The sequence below is a fragment of the Streptomyces sp. CBMA123 genome (assembly GCF_014596465.1).
GTDB lineage: Bacteria > Actinomycetota > Actinomycetes > Streptomycetales > Streptomycetaceae > Kitasatospora.
In genome coordinates, this window is sequence record NZ_MECK01000010.1 from 1 (window position 1) to 20,751 (window position 20,751).

Annotated in this window: 22 protein-coding genes; 9 read left to right on the top strand and 13 right to left on the bottom strand. The window is 74.3% G+C overall.

What is annotated here, in order from left to right; genetic code table 11:
• The coding region (locus BG452_RS02880; protein WP_188302530.1) for a serine hydrolase domain-containing protein at positions 1–765 on the bottom strand (765 nt) is incomplete at its 3' end.
• A 941-nt stretch (positions 766–1,706) separates the two neighbouring features.
• Positions 1,707–2,276: a TetR/AcrR family transcriptional regulator gene (locus BG452_RS02885; protein ID WP_188302531.1), complete on the bottom strand. Its 570-nt coding sequence runs from the start codon at positions 2,274–2,276 to the stop codon at positions 1,707–1,709.
• Between the two features lie 102 nt (positions 2,277–2,378).
• Between BG452_RS02885 and BG452_RS02890 the strand changes: the two genes are divergently transcribed.
• Together BG452_RS02890 and BG452_RS02895 are read left to right on the top strand one after the other, a co-directional pair.
• Entirely contained in the window at positions 2,379–3,293 is a 915-nt protein-coding gene (locus tag BG452_RS02890) for an alpha/beta hydrolase family protein (protein ID WP_188302532.1), read from the top strand.
• Between the two features lie 96 nt (positions 3,294–3,389).
• The gene (locus BG452_RS02895) at positions 3,390–3,866 is read left to right on the top strand and encodes a flavodoxin family protein (protein ID WP_188302533.1); all 477 of its coding nucleotides are present in this window, start codon (positions 3,390–3,392) and stop codon (positions 3,864–3,866) included.
• A 114-nt stretch (positions 3,867–3,980) separates the two neighbouring features.
• On the opposite strand, the gene BG452_RS02900 is transcribed toward BG452_RS02895, so the two are convergent.
• Positions 3,981–5,279, bottom strand: a complete 1,299-nt coding sequence (locus BG452_RS02900; RefSeq protein WP_188302534.1) for an MATE family efflux transporter — start codon at positions 5,277–5,279, stop codon at positions 3,981–3,983.
• Positions 5,280–5,427: 148 nt separating this feature from the next.
• On the opposite strand from BG452_RS02900, the gene BG452_RS02905 reads away from it, so the two are divergent.
• From BG452_RS02905 to BG452_RS02925, 5 genes are all read left to right on the top strand, one after another.
• Positions 5,428–5,994 carry a PadR family transcriptional regulator gene (locus BG452_RS02905; protein ID WP_188302535.1) on the top strand — a complete coding sequence of 189 codons (567 nt, stop codon included), beginning with the start codon at positions 5,428–5,430 and terminating at the stop codon, positions 5,992–5,994.
• Positions 5,995–6,184: 190 nt separating this feature from the next.
• Positions 6,185–7,060 (top strand): class I SAM-dependent methyltransferase, encoded by an 876-nt coding sequence (locus BG452_RS02910; protein ID WP_188302536.1) that lies wholly within the window; start codon positions 6,185–6,187, stop codon positions 7,058–7,060.
• Between the two features lie 405 nt (positions 7,061–7,465).
• Positions 7,466–8,350, top strand: coding sequence for an oxaloacetate decarboxylase (locus BG452_RS02915; protein WP_188302537.1), 885 nt, complete (start codon positions 7,466–7,468; stop codon positions 8,348–8,350).
• On the top strand, positions 8,347–8,628 hold the full coding sequence (locus BG452_RS02920; protein WP_317620876.1) for a hypothetical protein: 282 nt from the start codon (positions 8,347–8,349) through the stop codon (positions 8,626–8,628). Before BG452_RS02915 ends, BG452_RS02920 begins: the two co-directional genes overlap by 4 nt.
• On the top strand, positions 8,625–9,752 hold the full coding sequence (locus tag BG452_RS02925) for a bile acid:sodium symporter family protein (protein WP_188302538.1): 1,128 nt from the start codon (positions 8,625–8,627) through the stop codon (positions 9,750–9,752). Before BG452_RS02920 ends, BG452_RS02925 begins: the two co-directional genes overlap by 4 nt.
• Here the strand turns inward: BG452_RS02925 and BG452_RS02930 are convergent.
• From BG452_RS02930 to BG452_RS02955, 6 genes are all read right to left on the bottom strand, one after another.
• Positions 9,718–10,155 (bottom strand): hypothetical protein, encoded by a 438-nt coding sequence (locus tag BG452_RS02930; protein ID WP_188302539.1) that lies wholly within the window; start codon positions 10,153–10,155, stop codon positions 9,718–9,720. The genes BG452_RS02925 and BG452_RS02930 overlap by 35 nt on opposite strands.
• Positions 10,156–10,187: 32 nt before the next feature.
• A complete protein-coding gene (locus tag BG452_RS02935) occupies positions 10,188–10,853 on the bottom strand; it encodes a DUF402 domain-containing protein (RefSeq protein WP_188302540.1) in 666 nt (221 codons plus the stop codon).
• Positions 10,850–11,707 (bottom strand): hypothetical protein, encoded by an 858-nt coding sequence (locus tag BG452_RS02940; protein ID WP_188302541.1) that lies wholly within the window; start codon positions 11,705–11,707, stop codon positions 10,850–10,852. The genes BG452_RS02935 and BG452_RS02940 overlap by 4 nt, the downstream gene beginning before the upstream one ends.
• Entirely contained in the window at positions 11,704–12,129 is a 426-nt protein-coding gene (locus BG452_RS02945; protein WP_188302542.1) for a GMC oxidoreductase, read from the bottom strand. The genes BG452_RS02940 and BG452_RS02945 overlap by 4 nt, the downstream gene beginning before the upstream one ends.
• Positions 12,126–12,584, bottom strand: a complete 459-nt coding sequence (locus BG452_RS02950; RefSeq protein WP_223241677.1) for a hypothetical protein — start codon at positions 12,582–12,584, stop codon at positions 12,126–12,128. The genes BG452_RS02945 and BG452_RS02950 overlap by 4 nt, the downstream gene beginning before the upstream one ends.
• A gap of 228 nt (positions 12,585–12,812) precedes the next feature.
• Complete coding sequence (locus BG452_RS02955) at positions 12,813–13,859, bottom strand: TIGR03617 family F420-dependent LLM class oxidoreductase (protein WP_188302543.1); 1,047 nt, start codon at positions 13,857–13,859, stop codon at positions 12,813–12,815.
• A 150-nt stretch (positions 13,860–14,009) separates the two neighbouring features.
• Here BG452_RS02955 and BG452_RS02960 point away from each other — a divergent pair, with 150 nt between their 5' ends.
• The gene (locus BG452_RS02960; RefSeq protein ID WP_188302544.1) at positions 14,010–15,500 is read left to right on the top strand and encodes a carboxylesterase/lipase family protein; all 1,491 of its coding nucleotides are present in this window, start codon (positions 14,010–14,012) and stop codon (positions 15,498–15,500) included.
• A 25-nt stretch (positions 15,501–15,525) separates the two neighbouring features.
• On the opposite strand, the gene BG452_RS02965 is transcribed toward BG452_RS02960, so the two are convergent.
• Positions 15,526–16,764, bottom strand: coding sequence for a styrene monooxygenase/indole monooxygenase family protein (locus BG452_RS02965; protein ID WP_188302545.1), 1,239 nt, complete (start codon positions 16,762–16,764; stop codon positions 15,526–15,528).
• A 280-nt stretch (positions 16,765–17,044) separates the two neighbouring features.
• Between BG452_RS02965 and argJ the strand changes: the two genes are divergently transcribed.
• On the top strand, positions 17,045–18,199 hold the full coding sequence (gene argJ, locus BG452_RS02970; protein WP_188302546.1) for a bifunctional glutamate N-acetyltransferase/amino-acid acetyltransferase ArgJ: 1,155 nt from the start codon (positions 17,045–17,047) through the stop codon (positions 18,197–18,199).
• A gap of 36 nt (positions 18,200–18,235) precedes the next feature.
• Here the strand turns inward: argJ and BG452_RS02975 are convergent, their stop codons facing one another.
• From BG452_RS02975 to BG452_RS48010, 3 genes are all read right to left on the bottom strand, one after another.
• Positions 18,236–18,988 carry a thioesterase II family protein gene (locus tag BG452_RS02975; RefSeq protein ID WP_188302547.1) on the bottom strand — a complete coding sequence of 251 codons (753 nt, stop codon included), beginning with the start codon at positions 18,986–18,988 and terminating at the stop codon, positions 18,236–18,238.
• A 138-nt stretch (positions 18,989–19,126) separates the two neighbouring features.
• Positions 19,127–20,368 (bottom strand): serpin family protein, encoded by a 1,242-nt coding sequence (locus tag BG452_RS02980; RefSeq protein ID WP_188302548.1) that lies wholly within the window; start codon positions 20,366–20,368, stop codon positions 19,127–19,129.
• A 130-nt stretch (positions 20,369–20,498) separates the two neighbouring features.
• A complete protein-coding gene (locus tag BG452_RS48010; protein ID WP_411292874.1) occupies positions 20,499–20,699 on the bottom strand; it encodes a hypothetical protein in 201 nt (66 codons plus the stop codon).
• Between the last annotated feature and the right edge of the window lie 52 nt (positions 20,700–20,751).

Below are 20,751 nucleotides of genomic sequence, written 5' to 3' on the forward strand. Positions count from 1 at the left end.
CCGGCCGGTCACCGCCGCGCCGAGCGCGGCCAGGTCGGTGGCGATCACCAGCAGCGCCCCGGCCGGCGCCTCCAGCGGCGCCAGGTTCTGCGCCACCGGGCGGACCCGCCCGGTGGCGGTGTTGAGCGCGTGCCCGGCGGCGATCGGGCGGGTTGGCGTACCGGCCCCCAGGAAGGCGGGCACGGTGTCGAGCGGCTCCAGCAGCATCGCCGCCACCGCCTCCTGCCAGGGCATCCCGGTCACCGTCTCGACCAGGCGCCCGGCGGCGACATAGCCGGCGTTGGAGTAGGAGAAGCCCGTCCCGGGCGGGAACAGCGCGTCCTCGGCGGTGCAGACCGAGGCCAGGTAGCGCGCCGCGGTGGTCCGGGCGGCCGCGTCGGAGTCCGGGCCGGTGGGAAGTCCGCCGGTGTGGCTCAGGAGTTGACGGACCGTCACGTCGCGGAGGTGGCGGAACTCGGGGAGGTGGGCGGCGACCCGGTCGTCCAGGTCGAGGTCCCCGTCGTCGGCGAGGAGCACCACCAGGGCCGCGGTGTAGGGCTTGGTGAGCGAACCGACCGGTACGGCGGTGTCCTCGGTGAAGGGGGCGCCGGTGGCGGCGTCGGCCACGCCGGTGTGCAGGGCGACGACCTCCGACCCGGTGTCCAGCACCAGCTGGGCACCGGGCACCCGGTGGCGGCGCGCGAGCGTGTCGAGCCGGTGCTGGAGCGCGCGCCGCAGCTGCTGCGGCGCGCGCTCGCGGACCGGCGCGGTGGCGGGGTACGGCATGGGCGGTGGCTCCCGTTGACTGGTTCTCGGGTGCGGGCGCGACGGCGCACCCGCGGATGAATTCCGGATTGCTGAGGAACGCCTTACCAGATTTCCGGCCGGCAGCGCTCTCCGGCGCAAAGAGCGGCACGGACGGCGGGAATGACCGGACGCCGTCCCGGCCACGGCCGACCCGACACGAACGGGAATGGAGTCGGCTCCCGGCGCGCCCCGGGGCGACAACGGCGCACGCGAAGCCGTTCCACGCCGCAACGGCGCACCGCGGCCGGACCGCTCGAATACGACCTGATTTCCCGGCTACTCCGGAAAACCCGGGCGGCCGAATGCCCGCCCCCGGCCGGCCGGACCAAGCTGCCACCCCGAACACTCCGGCCTGCGGACCCGTCGGCCCACACCCCGCAGGGTCGCCCCACCCGGCATCGCAATCCCCCCTGCGCGCCTCCCCCGCGACCGCCGCGCGATGCCCGCCGCAACAGCCCTGGGTGACCGCGCAATCCTGGACGGTCCGTACGTTCGAAAGACGAACGCGGAACAGTCTTCACGGCGGATCACCCGCTCGCAACCCCTTCCGATTGAACGGAAAGCAATTCTCACGGGAATCGGACCGGCGAAATCCCTGATGCGGCTTCCGACCACGGGCGTAGCACCTGATGACGCCCGCGAATTGGTTGGCCGAAACCGTCGCAGTCGGATCCCGACGGCCCCGCACCAGATTTTCACGGGCGCGGCAGAGTGACTGGAATGGCGCCGGGGGCGGCTGTGCGGAAATGCGACGGATGGGGCGGGGAGTGAAAAGGGACTGCCAATGGTGCGGGCGTGTTCCAGGGTGCGCCCGGGCGCCTCGGGGGCGCGCTCACCCGCCACCACGCACACCGGGCAGGCGCGGGCGGAGCCCACCCGTCCTTCTCCGTGCACTCGGGCACCCAGCGGCGCTCGCCCGCCTACGCCCTGCGGCGGCATCCGGCGAGGAGCGTGGCGACCATGCGCCTGGCGTCGGCCTGGTCGTAGTCGGGGCCGGTGATGCAGAGGTTTCCGATGGCGCGCAGGAGCGTGTAGGCGCTGATGTCGGGGGTGATCTCGTCGGCGGCGACACAGGCGTCGAGCACCGTCGCGCAGGCCGGGATCAGGGTGTCGAGCATGAGGGCGTGGAGGCTCTCCAGTCCTGGGTCACCGGACCCCAGCGCGGCACCGAGGCCGTGCTTGGTCACCAGGAACTCCACGAACGCCTCCGTCCAGCGGGTCAGGGCGGTGAACGGGGTGGCCGATTCCGCCAGGAGTTCGGGCGCGAGTGCGGCGCAGGTGTCGACCTGGTGCCGGTAGACGGCGGCGACGAGGTCCGGCCGGGTCGGGAAGTTCCGGTAGATCGTTCCGACGCCGACGCCGGCGCGTTCGGCGATGTCGCGCACGGGGGCCTGGACGCCCTGGTCAACGAAGACCGCCGCCGCGGCCGCCAGCACGCTGCTGCGGGTGCGCTGCGCTTGTGCTCGGCGTACTCCGACCGATTCCGGCACGGGCCCTCCCTTTACTCGCGGAACAATGTTCCGCTAACTTGGCGGAACGACGCTCCGCCAAAGTATGGCAGAGCGATCCCCTCGAGAAAGCGCAGGTTCCCCATGCCTTCCAGCCACCGCGACCGGCGGATCGTCGCAGTCAAGCCCATCAGCGTTCCCGCGCCCGACCGTGGCATCGAGCTGCAGGTGAAGGTCACCGCCCCGCTGGCGGGACAGCACCTGCCCGTCATCGTCTTCTCCCACGGCAACGCGTGGTCCCTGGACGCGTACGAGCCGCTCGTCGACCGGTGGGCCGCGGCCGGATTCGTCGTGGTCCAGCCCACCCACCTCGACTCCCGCCGCAACGGCCTCGGACTCGACGACCCGCGCTTCGCCACCATCTGGCGCGTCCGGATCGCCGACCTCCACGCGGTCCTCGACGGCCTCGACGACATCCTCGCCCAGGCCGGGGACCTGGACACCCGGGTCGACCGGAGGCGCATCGCCGTCGTCGGCCACTCCTGGGGCGCCCAGACCGCCGGTGCGCTCCTCGGCGCGCGCGTGTTCGACGCCGACGGCATTCCCGGAGAGGACTTCTCCCATCCGGCGGTCACCGCCGGTGCGCTCATCACCGCGGCCGGCACCGGTGACACCCTCACCCCCTTCGCCGCCGAGCACCTTCCCTTCATGAGGCCGGACTTCTCCACCATGGCCGCTCCGGCCCTGGTCATCGCGGGCGGCAAGGACCAGTCCCGGCTCACCACCCGCGGACCGGAGTGGTTCACCGACGCCTACCACCTCAGCCCGTCCCCGAAGAGCCTGCTCACCATCGCCGACGGCGAGCACACCCTCGGCGGCCTCGCCGGCGAGCAGGTCGCCGAGACCACCGACGAGGACCCCGCCCGCGTCACCCTCGTCGCCGACGCGATCTCCGCCTACCTCCTCGACGTTCTCCGGGGGGACGACGCCGCGTGGACTGCCCTGCTCGGCAACGCCGCTGCGGCGGGCGGACATCCGTGGAGCGTCTCCTCCAAGTGAACGGGCGTTTTCACCACACGCCCCGGCCCCGATGTCACGTTCCGCCGTCCTGCCCGGTCCACCTGGTACCTGCAGAACGAAGGGAGCGTCATCATCATGAAGGCCGTCATCGTGTGCGTCTCGGTGTCCCACGGCAACACCCGGCGGATCGCCGAGGCCATGGCCCGCCCACTGGCCGCCCGGGTCGTCGAGCCGGAGGAGCTCGACCCGGCCGGCCTGGGCGGCTACGACCTGGTCGGCTTCGGCTCGGGCGTCTTCACCGGCCGGCTCCACCCGCGGCTGCGCGACTTCGTCCGCGCCCTCCCGGCGGCCGAACACCCCACCCGGGCCTTCGTGTTCGCCACCAGCGGCCTCCCGGAGCCCGGCTTCCGCCCCTTCACCGGCCCACTGGCCCGTCTCCTGGAGCCCAAGGGCTTCCACGTGGTCGACACCTTCACCACCCGCGGCCACGACACCTGGCTCCCGTTCCGCCTGGTCGGCGGCATCAGCAAGCACCGTCCCGGCCCCCACGACCTCGCCGCCGCCCGCGCCTTCGCCGAGTCCCTCCACCCGCACCCCGGCACCACCGCCTGACCGGCCGCGGCGGGCCCGCACAGGGGTCGGGCCCGCCGCGGCCGCGCCACCACCCTCCCATCGCCCCGGCCCGCCGTCCCGTCCCGTCCCGAGCCACCGGCCACCCCTCCCGGATCACTCGACCGCCACCGGCACCCGGGCGTCCCGGCCCCGCGTCAGCGCCACCAGCAGCCCCAGCTGCACCACCGCCCCGACGCTCTGGCCGAGCCACACCCCGCTCACCCCCAGCGGTCCCGACAGGGCGACCGCAGCGGCGAGTTGGGCGCCGAGCCCGGCGACGGCCGACAGCACCAGTGGCCGCCCGGCTCCGGTGGCCTGGTGGTAGCCGCCGAGGGCGACCGCCGGGGCGTACGGGAGCAGGTAGAGGGCCGCCAGCTGGAGGAAGCCGGTGGACTGGGCGGTCACGGCCGGGTCGTCGGTGAACAGGGCGGTCAGCGGGCCGGCCGCGCAGGCCGCGAGCAGGGCCGCGACGGCGCCCAGCAGAGCTGCGGAACGGGCGACAGCGCGGTGGAGGGCGTGCAGTGGGGCGTCCGCGCCGGCGCCGCTGAGCCGGGCGGCCTGGAGGGCGGCGGCCTGGCGCAGCGCGTAGAAGGCCATGGTGAGGACGAGCAGCAGCCGGTAGCCGATGCCGTACCCGGCGACCGCCGCGACGCCGAAGCCGGCGACCAGGCCGAGTTGGGCGGTGCCGACGGCCATCCTGGCGGTGAAGTCCAGGCCGAAGGGCGCACCGGCCCGCAGGATCCGGACGGCGGCCGCGCCGACGCCCCCGACCGGACGGCCGGTGCGGGGCCGTCGGCGCAGGGTGACGGCGAGGGCGACCGCCCGGGAGGCGGCCAGGGCGAGGGCCGCGCCCGGGACGCCGAGGGCGGGCAGCGGGCCCGGGCCGAGGATCAGCAGCGGGTCGAGAACGAGCAGCAGGGCGTTGGAGAGCAGGGCGATCCGCATCGGGGTGCGGGTGTCCCCGGCGCCCTTGAAGAGTTCGTCGGCGACGCGTTGGGCGAAGAACAGGGCGAAGGCCGGGAAGGCGACGGTGAGGTAGTCGGCCGCCCGGGCGGCGGCCTCGCCGTCGAGGAAGGCGGCGGCGATCCGGTCCCGCAGCAGGTAGCCGGGGGTGGCGAGGGCGAGGCTGCCGAGGACGCAGAGGCGCCAGGCGGCGCGGGTGGTGCGGGCGGCCTCGTCCCGGTCGCCGGCGCCGAGGGCGCGGGCGAGCCGGACGCTGACGCCGGAGGACACCACCAGGACGAGCCCGAGCAGCAGGTTCTCGAGGGTGCCGGCCAGGGTGACGGCGGCGACGGCCGCGCCGCCGAGGCCGGCCACCCAGAGCGTGCCGATCACCGAGGCGGTCACCCCGGACAGCAGTTCGGCGTAGACCGGCCCGGCCAGTACGGCCAGCCGGAACGACTGTTCACGCATGGCCACCCCCTCTTCTCGTGCCGCCCACTCCGTCGCAGGCGACTGCCTCGAAGAGATATACATCGATTCGATATACCGCGACAAGAGGTAGCATGACTCCCACGATGGGGCGCATCATGGGGCGCACTCCGACGAAAGGGCTCCGACCGTGTTGACCCTCGCGATCCTCGGCTTCCTGTACGACCAGCCCCTGCACGGCTACGAACTCAAGTCCCGGATCACCGGATTGACCGGCCACGTCCGACCGGTCAGCGACGGCGCGCTCTACCCCGCGATCACCCGGCTGGAGAAGGCCGCGCTGCTGCGCCGCCGCACCGAGCCCGGCACCGGGGCAGCCCCGCGCCAGACCCTGGAACTCACCGGGGAGGGCCGCTCGGAACTGCTGCGGCGGCTGGCCGATCCGGAGCAGGCCGAAATCACCGACCAGATCCGCTTCTTCACCCTCGCCACCTTCCTCCACCAGCTCGCCGACCCGGCCCGACAGGCCGCCGTGCTCCGCCGCCGACTGGCCTTCCTGGAGGCGCCGAGCAGCTTCTTCTACGACGGGGACGGCCGGCCGGTCACCGCCGAGCGGGAGCCGAACCCGTTCCGGCGCGGCATGCTGCTGGTCGCCCGGGCCTCCGGCGCCGCCGAGCGGGCCTGGCTGGCCGAGACCATCGCCGATCTGGAGGGCGCGGCGGGCGCCGAGGGCACCGGGAGCCACCAGGACCGGTAGCGCCCGAACGGTCCGCAGCGCGGCCGTCCCGTCCGCACACCCCGTCGAACAACCGGGCGGCGGACCGGACTTGCGCCTTTCGGCACCCGGCCCCACGGAGCCCGGGCCTCGCTATGATGATCCGTCTCACGACCACGGCGCCTTCCGCGGCGTGACCCACCACCGCGCCCCGCCCGCCTTGGAGGCAGCCGTGCCCAGTGAAGAGACCGCCGCCGCGAGCCCCGCCCCGCTGAAGCGGGACGACATCCCCGGCTGGTTCTTCGGCCTGGACCGGGCCGCGTTCTCCCACCTGCTGTCCGCCCAGACGGCGGCCGGGGTCAGCGGGGACATCCTGGAGCTCGGCAGCTACCTCGGCCGCAGCGCCGTACTGCTCGGGGACCACCTCCAGCCGGGCGAGCGGCTGACCGTCTGCGACCTCTTCGACTCCGAGGCGGGCGACGCCGACAACGCCGCCGAGATGGCGATGTCCTACCGCAAGACGCTCACCCGCAGCGCCTTCGAGTCCAACTACCTCGCCTTCCACGACGAGTTGCCGGAGATCGTCCAGGCGCCCACCGCCGTCCTGGCCGACGGCAGGATCCCGGCGGGCAGCTGCCGCTTCGTCCACGTCGACGCCTCGCACCTGTACGAGCACGTCAGCGCGGACATCCGGGTGGCCAGGTCGGCGCTGACGAAGGACGGCCTGGTCTCGCTGGACGACTACCGCTCCGAGCACACCCCGGGCGTCTCGGCCGCCGTCTGGGAGGCGGTGTTCACCGACGGGCTGCGCCCGGTGCTGCTCACCCCGATGAAGTTCTACGGCACCTGGGGCGACGCCGACGCCGCCCGGCGGGTCCTGCTGGAGCGCGACTGGCGGGCCGAAAACTACACCGTCGACGAGGACACCATCGCCGGGCACCAGGTGCTGCGGCTCAACTACCAGGTCAAGACGCCCGCGCAGCTCCAGCGTTCCGCCCCGCGCCGGCTCGCCCTGGACCTGCTGCCGCCGGTCGCCACCCGGGCCACCCGCCGGGTCCTGCGGACGCTGCGCGAGCGCCGCGCCGTCCGCCCCACCCCGAGCGCCTGACCGCTCCCCGGGCCGAGCCCAGCCCCGGCGCCGGCCCGACCGTTCCACAACTGAATCCGGGCATCCGTCCGACCCCGTGAAACGCCGTCGCAGCACCCGCTGCGGCGGCGTTCCGCGTTGCGGCGGGGACCTGCGGTGCGGCGGTGACGACGGGGCATCCGATGCCGTCACCTGCGGTCCGCACCGTTCAGCGGCCCGAAGTGCGGCCGTCATCCGGGCGTGGGATCGGACCCGGAATATTCACTTCATATGACTGACGTATTGTCGAAAAGTCATTCACTCACATGGGTGAATCGCTCTTAAAGGTTTGCCTATGGAGCATTAAAGCCCACAGAGTGATGTCACCTCAGTTTGGCCTTGAGAAAGCCAAGTTCAGGCAAAATCCTTGCGAGTGAGGAGAGACCCATGTTCCACGCTTCCACCCCCGCGGGCCCCGGGCAGCGGCTCCGCGCGGCGATCGCGGACCAGGGCACCACCCCCCTGATCGGCGTCCACGACATGTACTCGGCCTCCATCGCGGCCGAGCACTACGACGGCATGTTCGTCTCCGGGTTCGGCTTCGCCGCCTCCTACTACGGCCTTCCGGACATCGGTTTCATCGCCTGGCCCGACATGGTCGCCTTCGTCGAACGGCTGCGCGGCGCGTTCCCCCGGCACCACCTGCTGGTCGACATCGACGACGGCTACGTCGATCCCGAGGTCGCCTGCCACGTCGTGCGCCGGCTGGAGGCCATCGGCGCCTCCGGCGTGATCCTGGAGGACCAGAAGCGCCCGCGCCGCTGCGGGCACGCCGACGGCAAGCAGGTCCTCCCGCTGGAGGAGTACCTGGCGAAGCTCGAACTCGTCCTCGCCGACCGCACCGACCTCCTGGTGGTCGCCCGCACCGACGCCACGGAGGAGCAGGACATCCTGCGCCGCGCCCGTGCGCTCGCCGAGACGGACGCCGACGTGGTGCTCGTCGACGGCGTGCGCAGCGAGGACTGGATCCGCCGGATCCGCAAGGAGGTCGGCGACAAGCCGCTGCTCTTCAACCAGATCGCGGGCGGCAAGTCCCCCCGGCTGTCGCTCTCCGAGCTGACCGAGCTCGGCGTCGACGTGGCGATCTACAGCACCCCGTGCCTGTTCGCGGCCCACCAGGCGATCGACGAGGCGCTCACCGGTCTGAAGACCGCCGACGGACGGCTGCCCGCCACGGCCGGGCAGAACAAACCGGTCGGCGTGCGGGAGTCCACCGAGCTGCTGGAGCGGAACATCGCCCGCTCCCGCCGGCTCGCGGACGTGACGGTGTGAGCCCCGGGCCGCGCCGGCCCGCCCCGTCCTCGGCGGCCGCCGCGTTGCGGGCCACCGTCCTGGGGCTGACCGGGGCGTGCGCCCTGCTCGCGGTCGGCGCGGTCCCGGCCGTCGCGGGCGGAAGTCCGGTCACGGTCATCGACAACTCCAACGCCGACTCCTGGCTGGAGGTCGACCGCACGGCCAACGTCCAGCAGGGCGGCGGGTCGGCGGGGAGTGACCACGACGGCTCCGGATCGCTGATCGGGGGCCTGGTCGGCGGCGGAGGTCCGCCATGACGTCCCCCACCGAACGCCCGACCCCCGCTGCACGCCCGACCCGCACCGCACGCCCGACCCGCCCACGACGCCGGCGCAGGTTCGATCCGTACCTGCTCGCACTGGCCGGGGCGGTCGGCCTGGCCGCGCTGTTCCCGGTTTCCGGGGCCTCGGCCCGAATCGCCGCGACGGCCTGCGACATCGCGGTGGCGCTGCTGTTCTTCCTCTACGGGGCCCGGCTCTCCACCCGCGAGACCCTGGCCGGGCTGCGGCACGTGAGGTTGCACGGGCTGGTGCTCGCCGCCACCTTCGCCCTCTTCCCGCTGCTCGGCCTGGCCACCGCCCTGCTCACGCCGGTGCCACTGACCGAGCAGTTGCAGGCCGGGGTGCTGTTCCTCTGCCTGGTGCCGTCCACGGTGCAGTCCTCCGTGGCGCTCACCGGGGCCGCCCGGGGCGACGTCCCGGCGGCGATCTGCGCGGGGACGTACTCCAGCCTCGCCGGGCTGCTGCTCACTCCCCTCCTGGTCGCCGGGCTGCTGGGCTCGCACGCCGGGCTCTCGGCGGACGGGCTGCTGCGGATCGGTCTCCAGTTGCTGGCGCCGTTCCTGCTCGGACAGGCCCTGCGGCCGTGGATCGGCGGCCTGGTCTCCCGGCACAAGCGGGTGCTGACCCCGGTGGACCGCGGTTCGATCCTGCTGGTCGTCTACACCGCGTTCAGCGCGGCGGTGGCCCAGGGCATCTGGCACCAGGCGACGCCCGTCGCCCTGCTCGGGATGGTCGTGGTCCTGCTCGCCCTGCTCGCGGCCGCCCTGGCGGCCACCGGGCTCGGCGCACGCGTGCTGGGGCTGGACCGGCCGGCCGCGATCGCGGCGATGCTGTGCGGCTCCCAGAAGAGCCTGGCCAACGGGCTGCCGATGGCGACCGTGCTGTTCGGATCGGAGGCGGGGGCGATGGTGCTGCCGCTGATGGCCTACCACCAGCTCCAGTTGCTCGTCGGCACCGTGCTCGCCGGCCGCTGGGCCCACGCCCCGGCCGACAGCGCCGACGCCACCGACGCCACCGACGCCACCGACGCCACCGACGCCACCGACGGTCCGGCCCCGCCGGCGGTCAGGGAACCGGCCGCGCCGCCAGCCTCCGGTTGATCCCCCGGCGCAGCCGCGCCGAGGCCCCGGGCTGCTGCCCCAGCCGGAGCAGCAGCCCGGCGGCCGGCTCCGTCCGTCGGGCCAGCTCCAGCACGGCCGCGTACGGGCGGTCGCCCTCCCGCAGGCGTTCGGCCAGCACGGCGACCAGCCCCTCCAGCTCCGCACCGGTCAGCGCGGGGTGGGCGGCCACCAGCCGGAGCAGGTGGTTGTCGTTGGCGATGCTGTTCCGTCGGACGGACAGCGCGGCCAGCAGGTCGGCGGGCGCGGCGGCGTTCCGGGCGATCGCGTGCCAGACGAACGGGTAGTCCGCCCGGGCCAGTCGGCGCAGGACCTCCGGGTCCGCCGTCCGCTCGGCCACCCGCAGGTAGTCCCCGCCGTGGTGCAGTTCCCCGTCCTCCGTCATGGCGCGGGAGCCTAGCAGTCGGCGCGCCGCCCTCAGCCCCGGGCCGCCGGGGTGCTGAGGACGGTGTCCGGCAGGACGGGCAGCGGGCCCGGTGCGGGGAGCGTCCAGGCCTCCGGGTCGGGCGCGAACGGGCCGGTGCGGTCGTGGAGTTGGGCCAGGGCCTGGTCGCGGGCCCGGTCCACCTGACGGTGGGTGGCGTCGTCGATCACGCCGAGCCGCCGGGCCTCGGCGTACTCGTCCTCGTCCTTCCAGGTGTGGGAGGCGAGGTCGGGGGTGACGACGAGGTCCAGGTAGAGGTCGAAGGTGTCGATGCCGATGGCCGTCCGCAGGTACGGGAGTTCGAAGTTGACGTACCAGCACAGCGGGCGGCCCTCGGGGCTGAGGAACCGGTGCACGCTGTACGGTTCCCCGGCGGTGAAGCGACCGATCACCACGGTGTCGCGCCAGGTCCAGTGGTCGAGTTCCCAGCGGCCCGTGGCCAGGTCGTCGAGGCCGCGTCTGCGGGCGGCGACGTCGCCGTGGCGCCGGGAGGTGGTCCAGCTGGCAGGGGCGAGGCTCTCGGTGCCGGGGCGGGCGGTCAGGGTCAGGGTGGCGCCGTCGTCCGCGAGCACGGTGTACGGCATGGCCGTCCAGATCCGGCCGCCCACGACGTCCCGGCGTACGGCGGTGCTCCCGGCCGGGAAGAGGTGGGCCGTCACCGGGCGTAGTACGGGCGGTGATGGGCGGCCACCGGCGCGGACTGGTAGGTCCAGACCCCGGCGGCCGGGGCGTCGCCGATCAGCAGGGCGAGGTCGCGGGCGGCCTCCTCGGCCGGGTTGCCGAGGTCGAGCCGGACCCGGTCGGCGGTGCGGTCGTCCAACGCGTAGTAGCGGTAGGGGTGGTGGACGTTGAGCGGGCCGGCGAGCAGCTTGCCCTCGTCGTCGGTGCCGTAGCCGGTGATCGGGGTGCTGTCGACGGACTCGGGGGTGAGGCCGGTCAGGTCGACGTCCAGGGCGAGGATCTCCTCCTGGTGCCGGCGCAGCCCGGCCGTGCCCGACCCGGCCGTGCCCAGTTCGGCCCGGCGGCAGGAGATGCTCCACCGTTCGCGCACGGCGGCCGCGTTGAGCGAGGGCAGGGTGGTCTCGAACCAGCCGGGGTGCTTGGGTTCGGCGTACAGCCGCCGCCCGGCGTCGATGGCGAGCGGGTTGTCGCACAGCACGTGCAGCCGGGCGATGCCGAGCAGCTTGGTCTGGTCGTAACCCCGGGCGTACTGACCGTAGTTGACCACCGGGATGCGCTCCTCGGCGAACACCGGGTGGGCGATCAGGTTGATCTCCAGCTCCTCGGTGATGCCGCCGCCGTGGGGGTACTGGGCGAAGTACAGCTGGTAGTTGAGCGAGACGCAGGCCCCGCCGTCGAAGACGGCGGCGGTCAGGGCGGGGTGGCGCTTGTCGAGCAGTCGGCGGGCCCGCTCGGGCTCCACCAGGTAGTCGACGCCGATGTTGTGCAAGGCGCCGTAGTGGAAGGGCAGGTGGTACGGCTCCGGGACGGGCGGCAGCGGCAGGCCGGTCATGAGGGCTCCGAGGGCGAGGAAGAAGGCGGGGAGGAAGGCGGGGAGGGCGCGGAGAGGGCGGCCGGCCGGCGCAGCGCCAGCAGGTCCTGGTGGATCCGTTCGGCGCTGCGCAGCGCGAGGGCGGCCATGGTGAGCGAGGGGTTGGAGGTGCCGAGCGAGGGCATCGAGCCGCAGCCGACGGCGTACAGGTTGGGGTGGTCCCAGCAGCGCTGCCACTGGTCGACCACGGAGGTGCCGGGCGCGTCGCCCATCAGGTGGGTGCCGCCGGCGGTGGGCGCGGTGCGTCCGGCCTCCAGGACGAGGACCCGCCAGCCCCGGGCGCCGAGGCGCTGGGCGACCAGGCTGCCGGCGAAACCCGCGCCGACGACGACGGCGTCCCAGCGGGTGTCGTCGCTCCCCGGACCGTTCCGCCGCACTCTCACCGCCGCTCACCTCCGCGCGGCGCCTGGGCCCAGCTGCCGTGGCCGGGGGCGGCGGCGCCGGGCGGGCTGGCGCGGAAGGTCCGCCAGACCAGGCCCTGGTCGTGGGCGCGGGCGGAGCTGGGGGCTTCGCCGGGCCGGGCGCCGATGTACCAGAGGTGGACCAGGGCGTGCTCGTCGCGGACCCGGTGGGCCAGGGCGGTCCGGTGGTGTTCGTCCGCCATGCCGGTGGCGCGCAGTTCGGGGACGTCGAAGCCGGTCAGTCCGGCGCAGACGCGCAGGAACTCGTCGAGGTCGGCCAGTTCGCCGTCCTCGACGAGGCCCCAGTTCCCGCACCGGTCTTCCGGCCCGTACGGCTCCTCGCTCCGGTACGGCTCCTCGCTCTCGTCCGGGCCCTCGGTCCGGTGCACTTCTGCTGTGGTGCGATCGTCTGCGGTGCGATCGTCGGACACGGACATGCGGGCACCCCCACGATCGTCGGCGGATGGCCAAGGCATGACAGACGCGCGCCGCCCCGGCACGATGCACCTGCCCAGCGCGATCCTGCCGCCCGGTCGGGCCGCCGGGAACTGCTTGCCCGAAGGTGCCCGGTCTTGACCATGTACTGACCGATCAGGACTCTTACCCGGCCGGTCCCGGACCGCTTTCCGCTCGGCCCGGCGCACGCATCAGCCCCCACGCGCGCATCAGCCCAGCGCGCGCACCGCCGCCAGTACGTCCAGGCCGAGCGCCGGGTCCGCCTCCTCGGGCAGGTTGACGGACAGCCGGGTGACCAGCCCCGCGTACCGGCGGTGGATCTCCCGGGCCGCCTCCTCCACGGTGCCGGAGACCGCGAAGGTGTCGAACACCTCGTCCGAGACCAGCGCCGTCATCTCCGCCCAGCGCCCGCGCACCGAGTGGGTGTGCAGCTCCTCCTGGAGGTCCTCCCAGCCGTGCTGGGCCAGCACCGGGCGGTAGGCCGGGGTGGAGGCGTAGAAGGCGAGCCGCTCGCGCACCCCGGCCCGGTTGGCCGCCAGCTCCTCCTCCGTCCGGCCGGTGGCGGTGAGCACGTTGCCGACGATCTCGAACGGCCGCCCGGTCCACCCGGCGCCCTCGGCCTCCGCCTGCTCGCGCGCCCCGACCAGCCCGGGCAGCACCTGCTCGGCCAGGTAGGCGGTGGAGGAGAACGGGTGGGCGAGGAAGCCGTCGGCCACCGCCCCCGCCGTGCGGGTCATCAGCGGCCCGACGCCCGCGAGCAGGATCCGGGGCACCCCGGCCGGGACCGGGTCGGGCGAGAAGACCGGCGTCATCACCGTGTGGGTGTAGAACTCGCCCCGGAACCGCAGCCGTTCACCGGTCTGCCAGCTGTGCCAGATCGCCCGCACCGCGTGCACGTACTCCCGCATCCGGGCGGCCGGACGGTCCCAGGGCATCCCGAAGCGCTTCTCGATGTGCGGCTTGACCTGCGAACCCAGCCCGATGACGGCCCGTCCGCCGGAGGCCGCGTGCAGCCCCCAGGCCTGGTAGGCCAGCGTCATCGGGGTACGGGCGAAGGCCACCGCGATCCCGGTGGCCAGCTCGATCGACCGGGTGCGGTCGGCGGCCCGGGCGAGCTGGAGGAACGGGTCGTAGGCGGTCTCGGCGACCACCAGCCGGTCCATGCCCCGGCGTTCGGCCTGCTCGGCGGCGTCCAGGATGCCCGCCGGGTGCCCGGAGGCGGTGGCGTCGAGGCGGAGGACGGCGGGTCGGTCCATGCGGGGGCTCCTGGTCACGGGGTCGACGTCACGGGGTGCCGCGGCGGGCGTCCGCCCAGCCTCCCACGCCGCCACCGGGCGACACCTCCGGCCTCCCGGGCCACTTCGCCGACCGTTAACGTGGGAGGCATTCCGAGGGAGGAGCGTCCCATGCTCGTACAGCCCGTCGCCCACACCACCGGTGGAGCCGTCCGCGGCCTCCTGGACCGCGGACTCGCCGTCTTCCGCGGCCTCCCGTACGGCCGGCCGCCCGTCGGGGCGCTCCGCTTCGCCGCCCCCGCCCCGCCCGAACGCTGGGACGGCGTCCGCGAGGCCTTCGAGTTCGGCCCCGTCGTCCCCCAGTCCGGGCCGCTGCAGGCCGAACCGACCACCGGCACCGACTGGCTGACGCTCAACGTCTGCACCCCGGCCCCGGACGCGGCCGGGCTGCCGGTGCTGGTCTGGATCCACGGCGGCGGCTTCATCTCGGGCACCGCCGGCGACCCGCTGTACGACCCGGTCGAGACGGCCCGGGCCGGGCTGGTCGTGGTGACCGTCAACTACCGGGTCGGCGCGGAGGGCTTCGCGCTCCTCGACGGCGCCCCCGCCAACCGGGCCTTCCTCGACCAGATCGCGGCCCTGGAATGGGTGCAGCGCAACATCGCCGCGTTCGGCGGCGATCCCGGCCGGGTCACCATCGCCGGCCAGTCCGCCGGGGCCTCCTCGGTGGCCGCGCTGCTGACCATGCCCCGCGCCCGCGGACTGTTCCACCGGGCCGTCGCCCACTCCGTCGGCGGCAACCTCGCCACCCCCGCCCTGGCCGCCGAGGTCACCGCCGCCCTGGCGGAGCGGCTCGGCGCCGCCCCCACCGCCGCCGGCCTGGCCGAGGTCGACCCCTGGAAGCTGGCCGCGGCCGTCACCGACCTCGGCGCCGCGCTCCCCGGGCACCTCGCCCGCTGGGGGCGGCTCGCCCACACCGGCGTCGCCACCGTCCCGGTGGTCGACGGCGAGGTCCTGACCGAGGAGCCCTGGGCCGCCCTGGCCGCCGGGCGGGCCGCCGGGACGGAACTGCTGGTCGGCCACACCCGGGACGAGTTCCGGCTGTTCGCCGTCCTCGCCGGCCGGCACGGGAACTTCACCGAGCAGGACGCCGCCCTCGCCCTGGACCAGCTCGCCCCGCACCCGGACGGCCCGGGCGCCTACCGCGCCGCCTTCCCCGGAGCCACGCCCGGGGAGCTGGTCGAAGCCGTCTTCTCCGACTCGCTGTTCCGGATGCCCTCGCTCCACCTCGCCGAGGGCAACACGGCGGCCGGCGGCACCTCGTACCTCTTCGAACTCGCCTGTCCGGCCCCCGCCCTGGGCGGGGCGTTCGGCGCCTGCCACGGCCTGGACGTCCCGCTGTCCTTCGGCACCCTGGACAGCCCGATGGGCCGGCACTTCCTCGGCGACCTGCCCGGCCCGGAGGCCGTCGAGGTCTCCCGGGAGCTGCGGCAGGCCTGGGCCCGGTTCGTCACCACCGGCGAGCCCGGCTGGGCCGCCCACGAGCCGGAGCACCAGCTCACCCGGGTGCTGAGCGCCTCCCCGGAGACCGTCCGCTACCCCGGGCAGGCCTCCCGCACCATCTGGGCGGGGCGCGGCCCCACCGCCTACGACCTGGTGTGACGCCCCCGGCCCTGCCCGTCGGCAGTCAACTGCCCACCGAGGAGAGGTACTCGGCGGTCAGTTCGGGTGTGGCCAGCCAGGCGGCGTGGTCGCTCGGCTCCGCATAGGTGTTGGCCAGCCGCCGGGCGACCTCCGGGTGCTCGGCGGCGGCCGCGAAGACCGCCTGCAGGTGGTCCGGCATGGTCAGCATCGCGGCGGTGAACTCGACGGTGTGGCGGGCGTGTTGCCGCCAGAACCGTTCGGCGGTGCGGCACATCCAGTCCGCGGTGAACGGGGCGTCACCGTGCTCGCGGATCGCCCGCCGGTACGCCTCCGCCGCACGGGCGGCGCCGTTGGCGCCCTGACCGGTGATCGGGTCGTTGACGACCACCGCGTCACCGAGGCCCAGCACGTGCACGGCGTCGACGCCGGTGCCGAGTTCCGCGACCGGGCGGCGGACCACCGGGGTCACCGCGCCCCAGAGCCCGGCCCCGGCGTCGGTCGGCTCGGCGGCCCGCCAGAGCTCCGCCTCCCAGGGCAGGTACTCGGCCAACAGTGCCCGGATCCGGTCGAGTTGGAGGTCGGGCGCGGGGCCGTCGCCGAACACGTCCAGCGGGCCGCCGGGCAGCGCCTCCCAGAGCAGGATGTCGCACGGGCCGGAGCGGGTCAGGGCGGGCTGGAGGTAGAGCTCGCCCAGGCCGGGCAGGGCGTGCATCCGGGCTCGGGGCCCGGCGGCCGGGTCGGGCGCGCCGACGCCGTGCGCGTACAGGCAGGACAGCGCGCGCTGCGGCCGGTCGAACGGCGAGCGCGCGGCGTCGCGTTCGAAGATCCCGGCCAGTTCGCCGCGCCCGGCCGCGACCACGGTCAGCCGGTGCCGCCGGGCCAGCTCGTGCAGCCCGGCCCGGTCCAGCGAGCGGTACTCGACCCGGCCGCCGCGCTCGGCGAACAGCTCCAGCCAGTGGGCGAGCTTGATCCGCTGGTCCACCGACCGGGCGGGCTCGTCCAAAGTCATGGTGAACTCCAGCGCCCGGGTGCCCGGCGGCGCGACGAGCGCGGCGTCGACCGAGTACACCACCGGGGCCTCGCCCGCCCAGTGGTCCAGCCCGGCCGCCGCCTCGATCCGCAGCGCCGGGCCGAACATCGCCTGGGTGGACAGCACCCGCCCGCCCCGGAGCTGCTCCGGGGTGCGCTCGGCGACCAGCGTCACCTCGTCCCCGTCGGCCAGCAGCCCGAGCGCGAGCTGCAGGCCGGCCTGGCCCGCTCCGACGACGGCGATCCGGCGCATACGGTGACCTCCCGGTGGTCTGCTGACGGCTTGTCGGCTCCTCGAACACGGTGCGTCCAGCAGGCACAGTAGCCGAGCCGCCGGGCCGCGGGCAGGGGTCGGACCGGATGGACGACCCGGAACGCCACCCCCGCACTCCGCATATCCATACAGAGCCTGAGTATGAAGCATCCGATTCGGGCCTGCCCCTGAGCGCAAAGGGATTGCCAATGTATCCATGACTCTGCAAATCTATCCAGCGCTCCCGTCACTCCACCCGCTCCGAGAGGGCCGATCGACCATGCAGCCGGTGACACCCCGCGGCTTCCGGGCCATCACGACCAACATGGGCCTCAAGGACGTCGAGGACGACTTCGCCGCCGTCGTCTCCGAAGTCCCCTGCCGGTCCGCGGCGGTCTTCACCCGCTCGCGCTTCGCCGGGCCCAGTGTCCTGCTCAGCCGCGAGGCGGCCGCGCTCCGGCGCAGCCGCGGCATGGTGGTGCTTTCCCGCAACGCCAACGTCGCCACCGGGCGCACCGGGGCGGAGAACGCCGCCGAGGTGCGCCGCCGGGTCGCCGAGGTGGTCGGGATCGCCCCGGAGGAACTCGTCATCGGCTCCACCGGCGTGATCGGGCGCCCGTACCCGATGGACTCCATCCGCGCCGGGCTCGCCACCCTGAGCTGGCCCTTCCCCGAGGCCGACTACCCGGCGGCGGCCCGGGCGATCATGACCACGGACACCCGGCCCAAGTACGTCCACGCGCGCTGCGGAGACGCCGTGCTGGTCGGCATCGCCAAGGGCGTCGGCATGATCGAGCCGAACATGGCCACCCTGCTGACCTTCTTCTTCACCGACGCGGACCTCCCCGCCGCCGAACTCGACGCCCTGTTCCGCCGGGTGATGGACCGGACCTTCAACGCGCTGAGCATCGACACCGACACCTCCACCAGCGACACCGCCGCGGTCTTCGCCAACGGACTGGCCGGCCCGGTCGACCCGGCCGCCTTCGAACAGGCGCTGTACGAGTGCGCCCTGCACCTGGTGCGCGAGATCGCCTCGGACGGCGAAGGGGCGTCCAAGCTGATCGAGGTGGAGGTCTCCGGGGCCCGCGACGCCGCCCAGGCCAAGCGGGTCGGCAAGAGCGTGGTCAACTCCCCGCTGGTCAAGGCGGCCGTGCACGGCGCCGACCCGAACTGGGGGCGCGTCACCATGGCCGTCGGCAAGCTCCAGGACGAGACCGACATCGAGCCGGCCGCCGTCCGGATCGCGTTCGGCGACCTCCCGATGTACCCCGAGGAGCCGGGCGAGGCCCTCCTCGACCGGGCCCGCGCGTACCTGGGCGGCGAGGAGGTGGTCATCCGGATCGACCTGGGCATCGCCGACGGCGCGTTCACCGTCTACGGCTGCGACCTCACCGAGGAGTACGTCAAACTCAACGCCGACTACACCACCTGACCCGCCCCCGCCCGGTCACCCGCGCGGCTTCGGCCCTCAGCCGCGCAGGTGCGCGGTCAGCAGCCGCACCACCGCGTCGATCTGCTCCGCCAGGTAGAAGTGCCCGCCCTGGAAGACCCGCAGACTGAAACCACCGGTGGTGTGCCGCTCCCACTGGGCGACCTGCTCGACGGTGGCGTTGCCGTCGCTCTCCCCCACCAGGCCGGTGATCGGCTGGGGGACGACGGCGTCCGGCTCGGCCCGGTAGGTCTCGATCGCGGTGTAGTCGGCCCGCAGCGCCGGGATCACCAGCTCGCGCAGGGCCGGCACGTCGAGGATCCGCTCGTCCGTCCCGCCGAGCCGGATGATCTCCCGCAGCATGCCGTCGTCCGACAGCGCGTGCACCGAGCTGTCCCGGGGCAGCGAGGGCGCGCGGCCCGCCGAGACGAACAGCCGCTCGGGCCCGGCCAGTCCGTCCCGGGTGAAGCGGCGGGCGACCTCGAAGGCGACGGCCGCGCCCATGCTGTGCCCGAAGAACAGGACCGGACGGTCCATCCACTCGCGCAGCTCCTGGTAGAGCTGTTCGGCGAGTTCCGGCACCGAGTGGATCGCCGGCTCCGCGAACCGGTTCTGCCGGCCCGGGTACTGGACGGCCAGCACGTCCGCGTACGGGGCCAGCGCGTTGGCGTACCCCAGGTAGTAGCTGGCCGCGCCGCCGGCGTGCGGGAAGATCACGATCCGGGCGGGAGCGGAGTCCGACGGGTTGAACCGGCGGAACCACGGGTTGTCGACGGCGGCGCTGCTGGGCATGCGGGGTGTGACCTCTCTCCGTGTCGGACTGTGCTCACCCCAGTCTCGCAGCGCGCCCGCCGCGCCGGGGGCTGTTACGGCGCGCCGCCCCGATCACGCGCCGCTCCCCAGCCCTCGCTCAACCCTCCCCAGCCCTCCTCAGTCCTCTTCGGAGTCGCCCGGCAGCGCCGCCCACGGGTCCTCACCCGGATCCGGGTCGGTGACCCAACCGGCCGCCAGGACCAGCCCGGAGAGCCGGTGGACGGCGAGGAAGCCGAACGGGCGGCCGAAGTCCACCTGGACAAAGCGCCGCAGGTACGGCGGCCTCCGGGAGCCTCCCGCGCCGGCGCCCGCGATCCCCATGGCCGTCACCGAGGCGGCCCGGAACCCGCGGGCACCGAAGGACGCGGTGGCCGCCTGGCGCGCGCTGTCGACGAACAGCGGCCACGCACCGTCGTGCAGGCCCGGTAACCGGTCCTCGGTCTCGGACGGGGTGGCGAGCGTCTCCAGCCCGAACAGCGCGCGGCGGGCCCGCAGGTCGTGGTCGGCCCCGACGGTGAACTTCGGGACGGCCGCGAACAGGACGTCCTCCGGTACGAACCGCCGCACCGCCTCGATGCTCAGCCCGGGGCCGGCGTCGCCGAAGGGCAGCCGGTCGGCAGGGGTCCGGCGGTGCCGCTGCGCGAGCGCCCCGATCCCGGCGGCCAGCACACCCCCGGGCGCGGCCTCGGGCTCGCCGAGCAGCAGATGGACGGTGATGTCGCGGTAGCCGAGCACCTGCAGCTCGGTCACCGGGCCGACGGGCGTCTCCAGCAGGGCGGCGCGGTCCAGCAGGGGCGTCGCCCTGGTCAGGTAGTGGACGGCCCGGTCCCAGCCGTCCGCCCTGGGCTCCCCGAAGGCGCCGTAGTCCCTGAACGGCTTGATCCACTCCGTCCGGACGGTGAGCGCCGCGGCCAGCACCAGCCGGGAGTCCGGGGTCAGCTGGATCGGCATCTCCTCGATCGCGCCGTCGGTCCGCTCGACCGCCCAGGCGTCCAGCAGCGCGCGGTCCCGCTCCCGGTCACCGGTCAGCCGGCCGGCCAGGTCCGCCGGGACGGAGGCCAGCCACTCCGGGCGCAGCCTCAGCCGGTCATCGCTCCACACCCCGAGCGCCGAGCGCACCGCCGGGATGGACCGCAGCAGGCCGAGCAGTTCACCGGCCCGCTCGGCGGCGGCCGCGACCGGCACCCCGAGCGCCTGCGCCAACTCGCCCTGGACGGCGGTGCTTCCGGCCGGGGCCAGCAGCCCGAGCAGCGGCCAGACGCCGGCCGGCATCAGGACCGTCCCGCGCCGCAGGTCGGCCTGCCCGACCCAGCGCTCCCCCATCGCATTGGCGGCCCGTACCGCCTCGGCCCCGCTCATCGGCTCCCCCGTGCTCGCCCGTCCGGTGCGCCGAGCGTAGAGGGGTGCACCCTGCGGGGCCCAACGGTTTTCCGGCCCAGCGGCTTCGGCCGGGAGGTCTCGATCCGCCCCATCCGCCCAGGCCCTCCGCTCAGGCCCGTCGAACGGCCAGCACGGCCGAACTCCCGGGCGTGGTCAGCACTTCGCTCGCCTCCAGCGCCGGATGCGTCAGGTAGCGCAGGCGCAGCCGGCCGACCTCCCGGGTGCAGCTCTTGGTGAACCCCAGCCGCGCCGCCGCCCGCTCGGCCGCCAACACCCCGGCGGGAACGCCTCGTTCCGCTTCGCCCGTCATCCGCTCCGCCACTCCCTCCGACTCGCCGTCCATCGTGCCGCGCCGCACCCCG